Source organism: Nocardia arizonensis (genome assembly GCF_001310275.1).
In the GTDB taxonomy this organism is placed as follows: domain Bacteria; phylum Actinomycetota; class Actinomycetes; order Mycobacteriales; family Mycobacteriaceae; genus Nocardia; species Nocardia arizonensis.
The window spans coordinates 61,284-67,963 of record NZ_LGYZ01000082.1 but is presented as its reverse complement, the minus strand read 5'-3'; the positions used below and the strand labels follow the sequence as shown (position 1 = coordinate 67,963).

Sequence of the window (6,680 nt, the reverse complement as noted above, 5' to 3'; positions counted from 1 at the left end):
CGGCGAGTTCGCCGAGTTGAGTGCTCGTGGTCAAATCCCACACCCGCACGGTGTGGTCGTCGCTGCCGGTGACCGCGACCGGACGGCCGTCGATCTCGGCACACGCCACCGCGTGCACCGAACCGGTGTGGCCGGTAAGCGTTGCGCGGTGAGCCATGTCGGCGAGTCCGCCTGTGGCCCAGCGCGTTTGCCACTGCAAGCCATGGTTGAGCTGCTGTTGTCGTCGAGCCGCGCCGAAGCGGGCGGCGTCGATGGCCAGGACTTGTCGGCGGCGCTCCGGTGGTAGGTGCTGGTGATGGGCGGCCGAGCAGCGGTACAGCGCGCGGGTCAGCAGCCCGTCTTGGCTTTCGATGCGGTGCACGGCGGTGAGCAGGGGGGCGGGTTCGGCGTGAACGAGGTAGTCCATGTCGGTGATCACCTCGTCGATCTGTCCCGCGTGGGCGGCGTGGGTGGACAAATGACGCAGGGTGTATGGGTGGGCGTGGGCCCAGTCCCGGCGCCCGTCGGCACCGAGCGGCACCCGCGCCCGCAACACGGTTGTGAACACCGCGTGCACGACGCGCGGATCGTGGTCGTGGGCGAGGTGTTCGGCGAGGGCTTGGTGGTAGAGGCGGTAGGCGGAGCGGCCGTTCTCGGTGGCTTCCACGACGTAGGAGCCGGCCGTGCGGCGCAGCCACGTCAGGTCCTCGTCGGTGTAGGTGAGGCCCGCGATCGCGGAGGCGATCGGCGCCCACAGATCTTCCCACGGCAAACCCTGACCTTGCGCGAACGCCAACGGTCGCAACAGATCTCGTGCACGGGCGGCGTCGTCACCGAGGCGCTTGTCGAGGTCGCGGTGCATGGCCTCGCCGGGCATGGCGGGCAGGGAAGCGCGCCAGACGGGATCGTGTGGGTCGGGTAGGTGGGGGTCGGCGGACAAGGTGGCGGACACGATGCGGGCGACCAGGAACGACGGTGCGGCTTGTTCGGCGACCGCGGCGGCGACCGCCCGGATCACCGCGGGCGGCTGGTGCAGGTAAATGCTGTTCGGTTCGGCTTCCACCAGCCCGCGCACCGCGTAGGTGTGCAGCGCGTCGAGGTCGGCGTAGCGGGGCGCGTCCAGATCCAGCGCCGACGCGCGATCCACACCGAACTCGTCGAGCAGGAACGGGCGGGTCCCGACCAGCAGCCGAATCCGGTCACCCGAGTGCTCGAGCAGCGGGCGCAGCAGTTCCCGAATCAGCTGACGCGGGTCGGCGGCCTCGTCGAGCCCATCGATCAGTACGGTGAGCGGGGTGCCCCGGGCCAGGAGGGCGTCGGCGAGTTCCCCGACCGTGCTCGCGGTGCGCTGCGCTACGGCGGCGATCCCGTCGCGGACCTGGTCGGTGGTGAGGTTCTGGGCGTAGATCGCGACATCGACGGCCCCCGCCGCCGGGATCGCGTCACGCGGGAGGTTCAGGGTGTGCAGAGGTACGGTGCGCCGGTACTCGGGGTGGGTGAGGGTGGCGATGAGCCCGAGGACCGCGGTCTTGCCCGAGCCGGGGTCACCGGTGACCGCGAGCAGCGGACGCGCCGGGTCGGGGTGGGTGAGCCAGGCGGTGATCTCGGTCAGGGTGGTGCGGCGGCCGCAGAACCACCAGCCCTTGCCGTCGTGGTTGCCCATCGCCCGCATCAGCAGGCGGGTGCGGAACTCGACCTCGCGGCGCGCGGCGTGTTCCTCCCATTTTCGGGCCCGCTGCAACGCCAAGTCGATATCGGTGCCGCCGCGGCGATGGTGCGGGTTGTGCAGAAACGGTGGTTCCCCGGCGGTGCAACGGACGCTGTCGGCGATGACGGCTTGGCGTGCGGGATCCACCGCGGTTTTACGCATCTCGGCGACCAACGCGGCGACGGTCACGGTTTCGGGGCTGTGCCCGGCCGGGGCGAGGGACTCGGCGGCCGCGGTGAGCATGCGGGGAAACAGCCCGGCCTCGGCGAGCTGACGCGGCTGGGCCGAGCTGAGGATCACGATCCCGCTGCCGGGTTCGTCGCGACCCCAATGGCGGGTGTAATCGCCCAGCGCCGCCGCGGCGACCTCGGCGCCGCCCTTGCCCGAGTGGCAGGTGTCCAGCAACAACAGAAACCGACGAATCGGGGTGTCGTAGAGCGCGACTCGAGCGAGGTCGGCGGTGCGGGGAGCGCGGTGCAGCCGGTCGGGGCGGGTGTCGGCGCTGACTAGCACGTGCTCGCCGGTGTGATCGAGACGATGGCCGTGCCCGGTGAAATACACCGCCAGCACATCCTCGGGTCGGCGATCGGGATCGCGGCAGAACTCATCGATCGCGTCCAGCAACTCGTCCGCGGTCGGGTCCATCCCCACCGTATCGACCAGGGTGTAACCGAACCGCTGCGTGAACAGCGCCGCGACCTGCTCCCGCGCCTGCCGCAGCCCCGGCCGGTCCCACCCCGATCCGTCGACGGCGAGTTTCGCGACCGCGGCCGCGATCAGGAACCGCCGCGGGTTTGCGGCACCGTCAGCCACCGTGCAGCCTCTCGGCGATCGCCTCACCGACGAGTTTCTCGGTCAGATACGGTGCCGCGGAATGCGCGTGAGAACCGTTGTGCACCAACGTGTCCCACACCCGCCGGGAGAACGTGTCACCGAACAACGGGTTCAGTTGTTTCACCAACGCCACCACATCCCCGGCATCGGCGAAGTTGCGCCACACCAGATCCTGCCCGCCGGGCCAGGCACCGCGCCCGGCGACGGGAGCGGGGTCGAGACGGTGGAAGATCAGGTTTGGGATCCCCAGCGGCGACCCCAACGTGATCAACGCCCGGACCGGGTGTCCCGGTGTGGCGCAGAAGGTTTCGTAGGCGACCACCGAGCCGAGCGAATGCGCCACCACAACGCGGGTGTCGTCGCTGATCTGTGCCCGGACCCGCTCGCGGATCTGCTGGCGCAGCGCGGGTTCGGTGAGCACGCGGCGGACCTGCTTGAGATTGCCGACCATCGACCGCAACGCGATCCCAGCAAAGAACCGCGAATCGGCCAACTGCTCGAGCATCCGCTGCACCGACAGCGGCGCCCGCCCCAAACTCCCCTCATCGGGCACCTGCACCGCCGGATCGGTCGCCGCGACGTCTCGCCACCACGCGGTCAGCAGCTCCTGCTCCAACCCCTCGTCGACGTCGTCCGCGTCGTACCACGGCTCCGGCCCCGACAACGGCTGCCCGGGTGGACGGAACAAGTCACCGTAGAACGCCGCCGCGACCTCAGTCTCGGTCAGCTTCGGGCCACCGGCCAACACCAGCCCGCTGTTCAGCGCGGGCATCCACTCCGAAAGCATGACCTCGCACCCGGACACCTGCTGCCCGATCCCATGCACACACACCACGCGCGCCATCACAGCATCCTGTTCCTCGCCGATCCGCCGATCAGATCTCCAGCCCCCGGTTCCCACGCCATCGGCGGACCAAGCGCACACCGGAATCTAGCCCACCGCGGGCCCGACACGCCCCGAAAACAACCCCCCAACCCGATGACCACCCCCGCATCGATCAACCACCCGAACGGCGATCAGCCCTCCGCGCTCGCCCGGCGGCGATGCCGCGCCCGCACGACGGACGGGGCTACGGGCTCGCTGGTGCAGCACCATCACGTTGCCGCGCCAACTATTCAGCACGAACCAGCCAGCAACACAGCGTGATTCACGATTGAAGCCAGGCTCCCTACTGACATCGCAGTGGGAATTTCCCACTGACATTTTCGTGGGAACTCGCAACACCCTCTACCACCACTTTTCCCCTCATCATCTCTCACCACCCACTCTCATTTCGTCATCTGCGTTCACACCTTTTGCATCGAGGCGACCGTTCATCGGAATTGCGTCCGGCGTAATTCCGTAGGCTGGTCGTGTGCAGCCCCGAACCTGCCCTCGATGCGGTCGCGGTGTCGCGGCTTCCTCGGGTCGTGGGCGGCCGCGACTGTGGTGCTCGCCGCGGTGTCGTCGACTCGCGTCCGAGGAACGCCGCGCCGCCCACAGCGGGGTCGCGTCGTCGAAATCCGCGAGGAGATCCGCGAGCGCGTGGTCGAACGCAGTCGACCACCCAGCACCGACGGCGCCGTCGATCGGGTGCTGTCCGACCCTCTCGCGATCGAGAAGACGCTGCGCGGACTCGCGCGTCGAATGCGCTCCGATCCGCCGATCACCGACGGGCAGCTGTGGCGGCACCAGCAGTATCAACCGCTGTTGTTCGATCTGTGGGTCGCGCACTCCGACGCTCTCGGTGCTCAGGCCCCGCCGGTCCCCGAAACGCCACCGCCGACCAAGGCCCCACCACCGGGTCGCGGCGCCGAGCACCGCCAGGCCGTCACGACGGTGCTCGGTTCCCCGCGCAGTACCCGTGAGGTGTTGCACGAACTCGCCCGCCGCGCACGCCACGGCGGCCTGGCCACCAGCGAGCACGCCGCCACCGTCGCGGCCGCGCAAGAACTGATCGACGCGCTCATCGTCTCCCGCACCCTGCGCCTGCGGTGACCCGCACGAATATCCGAGGCAAGCCCTCCCGCTGAGGGAGGGTGCGGCAGCACCAAAAGACCCAGCAACGTCGAAAGGGTTCCGGCGGACCGAGATCGAACCCCGTCCGGATAAGGCCGATACCCTCTCCCACCGCAATTCTTGCGGCGATGTCCGGTTTTTCGACCACTTCCGAGGCGCGGTCGACGATCGCGGACACTGTCGTGCAAGCCCTGCGGGTACGCGGAATGCGTTGTCCGCCAGAATGATTGCTGAGGTCGGCTGTCGGTGTGGTCGTTACGCTGGTGAGACCGGGTTTCCCGGTGCTCGCTCGCTGTAGGAGGAACCCCGGATGAGCAACGATTCGCGCCCCGACGTCCTTATCCCCGTCCCCGCCTCGGGTCGTTCCGGCTTCCCGCGGCAGGTCTGGTTCGTGATGCCGCGGATTCTTCAGGGCCTGGCGCTCGCGCTGGTCGTCGCCGCTGGGATCGGGTCGTTCACCTTCACGGCCACCTTGGCGAAAGCGGCCGGAGTTCCGGAGTACCTGACCTGGTTGTGGCCGGTGGTGGTCGGGCTCACCGTCGCCCAGGTTGCCTACACCTACATTGTGTTGTTCGGGCTGAGCGAGGCCCATGACCGTCTCAAGCCGTTGCACTGGTTCTATCTGCTGCTGATGGCGGGATTCGCGGTGGCCAGCGTGGTCGGGAACGTCACGGTGATCTCCCGCAATCCGACCGACCTGGGCACCGGCGAGACCATGACCGTCGTCGCCGTCCCACCGGTGTTCCTGCTGCTCTGCGTCTGCGGTTACGTCCTGCTCGACACGATCATCCCCAACCAGATCGAAGCCTCGTTGCGTGAGAAGGCGGCGACCCACAGGCCAACCCACTACATCGGCCGCGATCTCTTCGACCGCCCGGCGCCCCCGGACGTCGACGACGTGTGGTGGAAGCAGGACGGAAGCGACGACAACAGCGAGGAAACCGCCGAAAGCGATACCGAGGAGCGCAGCGCCGCCAGTTCGGAGACGACAGCCGGGACCGGCGGCGACCGGTAGCCGGTCAGCGCTCCATGCCGCCACCGCGCCCGCGATCGGGTCGACCGGGCGGGGGCCGGTATTGCTCCCACTCCCTCGATGACGGTGTCGACCGCGACGGCTCCGGTCGGTTCGGTGTGCTCGACGGCGGTTGGCCGTAGGAGTCGTCATCGAGATCGGGGAACCGCTCGTCGACCGACGGCCGCGATCGGGTCGGACGCTCGCCTACCAGTCGCCAGATCCTTTGAGCGCGGTCGCGGATGCGCTGCTGCTTCTCCTCGACCGCTGCGGCTTTCGCCGCGGCGGCTTCGACAGCGGCCATCGTGATCCGCGCCGTGTTGCCCGGCGGTGTCGGTACCCCGACCCGGCGTTGCACGACGAACGTGCGGGTGGGCTTGCCCGCTGGTTTGGGACCGGTGGGGTGCCCGTGGTCGTCGACGCGCTGATAGTTCGACCAGTTCGCGTCGGTGACTCGACGGTTGTTCCACATGCGGTGCTGCTCGCCGATCTCGGCCTCCACCGCGCCTCGGTCCGTACGGTTCAGGATCGCAGCGGTGCGCTGCTCGGCGGCCCAGGCCGGAGACCCGAGCTCGCGCACATGCGGACGATAGGGGTCGATCCCGGCGGCGCGTTTGTGGATCTCGGTCAGCGCCTGGCGGGCGTGGCCGGCCATCTCGCGAGCCTGCACAGCGCGCCCGGACATCTCGAGCATGTCGGTGATGGTGACCATGCAGTCGGCCATCGCCGCCACCAACGCCAGCGTCGCGGCCTCCGGTGAACCCATCGCCCACAACATCCGACCGACCGCGCGCATCCCCGGCCCGTGCACCGGCTCCGGACGCCGCTGATGCGCAGGCATCTGCGCCGCCCGCGCCAGCTGACGCGCGAGCCGATCCAACGGCCCCGGTGTGGTCTCGGTCCGCAGACTCGCGACCGCGAACAGCCCGGCCGTCTGCGACGCGGCTTTCGACCAGGCGTCGCGGTCCTCCAGCGGAATCGTGGCCATGAACTCCGACCAGCGCGACAACTGCGCGATCGCGGCCTTCTCACTCATCGGATCCGGGCGCAGCGACCGACCCGACTTCGTCGTCGACGCCCGGCCCCACTCGACCACCGCCTCCTCACGAGCCTGGGCGCCCTGCTCCCACCCGGCCCACCCGCGCATC

General features: G+C 69.2%; 5 protein-coding genes. 2 read left to right on the top strand and 3 right to left on the bottom strand.

Going from position 1 to position 6,680, the window contains the following annotated elements:
* The coding region (locus APZ21_RS18060) for a caspase family protein (protein WP_162240348.1) at positions 1-2,500 on the bottom strand (2,500 nt) is incomplete at its 3' end.
* Positions 2,493-3,365, bottom strand: a complete 873-nt coding sequence (locus tag APZ21_RS18055) for an alpha/beta hydrolase family protein (RefSeq protein ID WP_082393215.1) — start codon at positions 3,363-3,365, stop codon at positions 2,493-2,495. The genes APZ21_RS18060 and APZ21_RS18055, both read right to left, overlap by 8 nt.
* A gap of 534 nt (positions 3,366-3,899) precedes the next feature.
* Between APZ21_RS18055 and APZ21_RS18050 the strand changes: the two genes are divergently transcribed.
* Both APZ21_RS18050 and APZ21_RS18045 read left to right on the top strand, forming a co-directional pair.
* The gene (locus APZ21_RS18050) at positions 3,900-4,499 is read left to right on the top strand and encodes a hypothetical protein (protein WP_054814497.1); all 600 of its coding nucleotides are present in this window, start codon (positions 3,900-3,902) and stop codon (positions 4,497-4,499) included.
* A 331-nt stretch (positions 4,500-4,830) separates the two neighbouring features.
* Positions 4,831-5,535, top strand: a complete 705-nt coding sequence (locus APZ21_RS18045; RefSeq protein WP_054814496.1) for a hypothetical protein — start codon at positions 4,831-4,833, stop codon at positions 5,533-5,535.
* A 4-nt stretch (positions 5,536-5,539) separates the two neighbouring features.
* On the opposite strand, the gene APZ21_RS18040 is transcribed toward APZ21_RS18045, so the two are convergent.
* On the bottom strand, positions 5,540-6,679 hold the full coding sequence (locus tag APZ21_RS18040) for a hypothetical protein (RefSeq protein WP_054814495.1): 1,140 nt from the start codon (positions 6,677-6,679) through the stop codon (positions 5,540-5,542).
* Position 6,680: the final 1 nt, after the last annotated feature.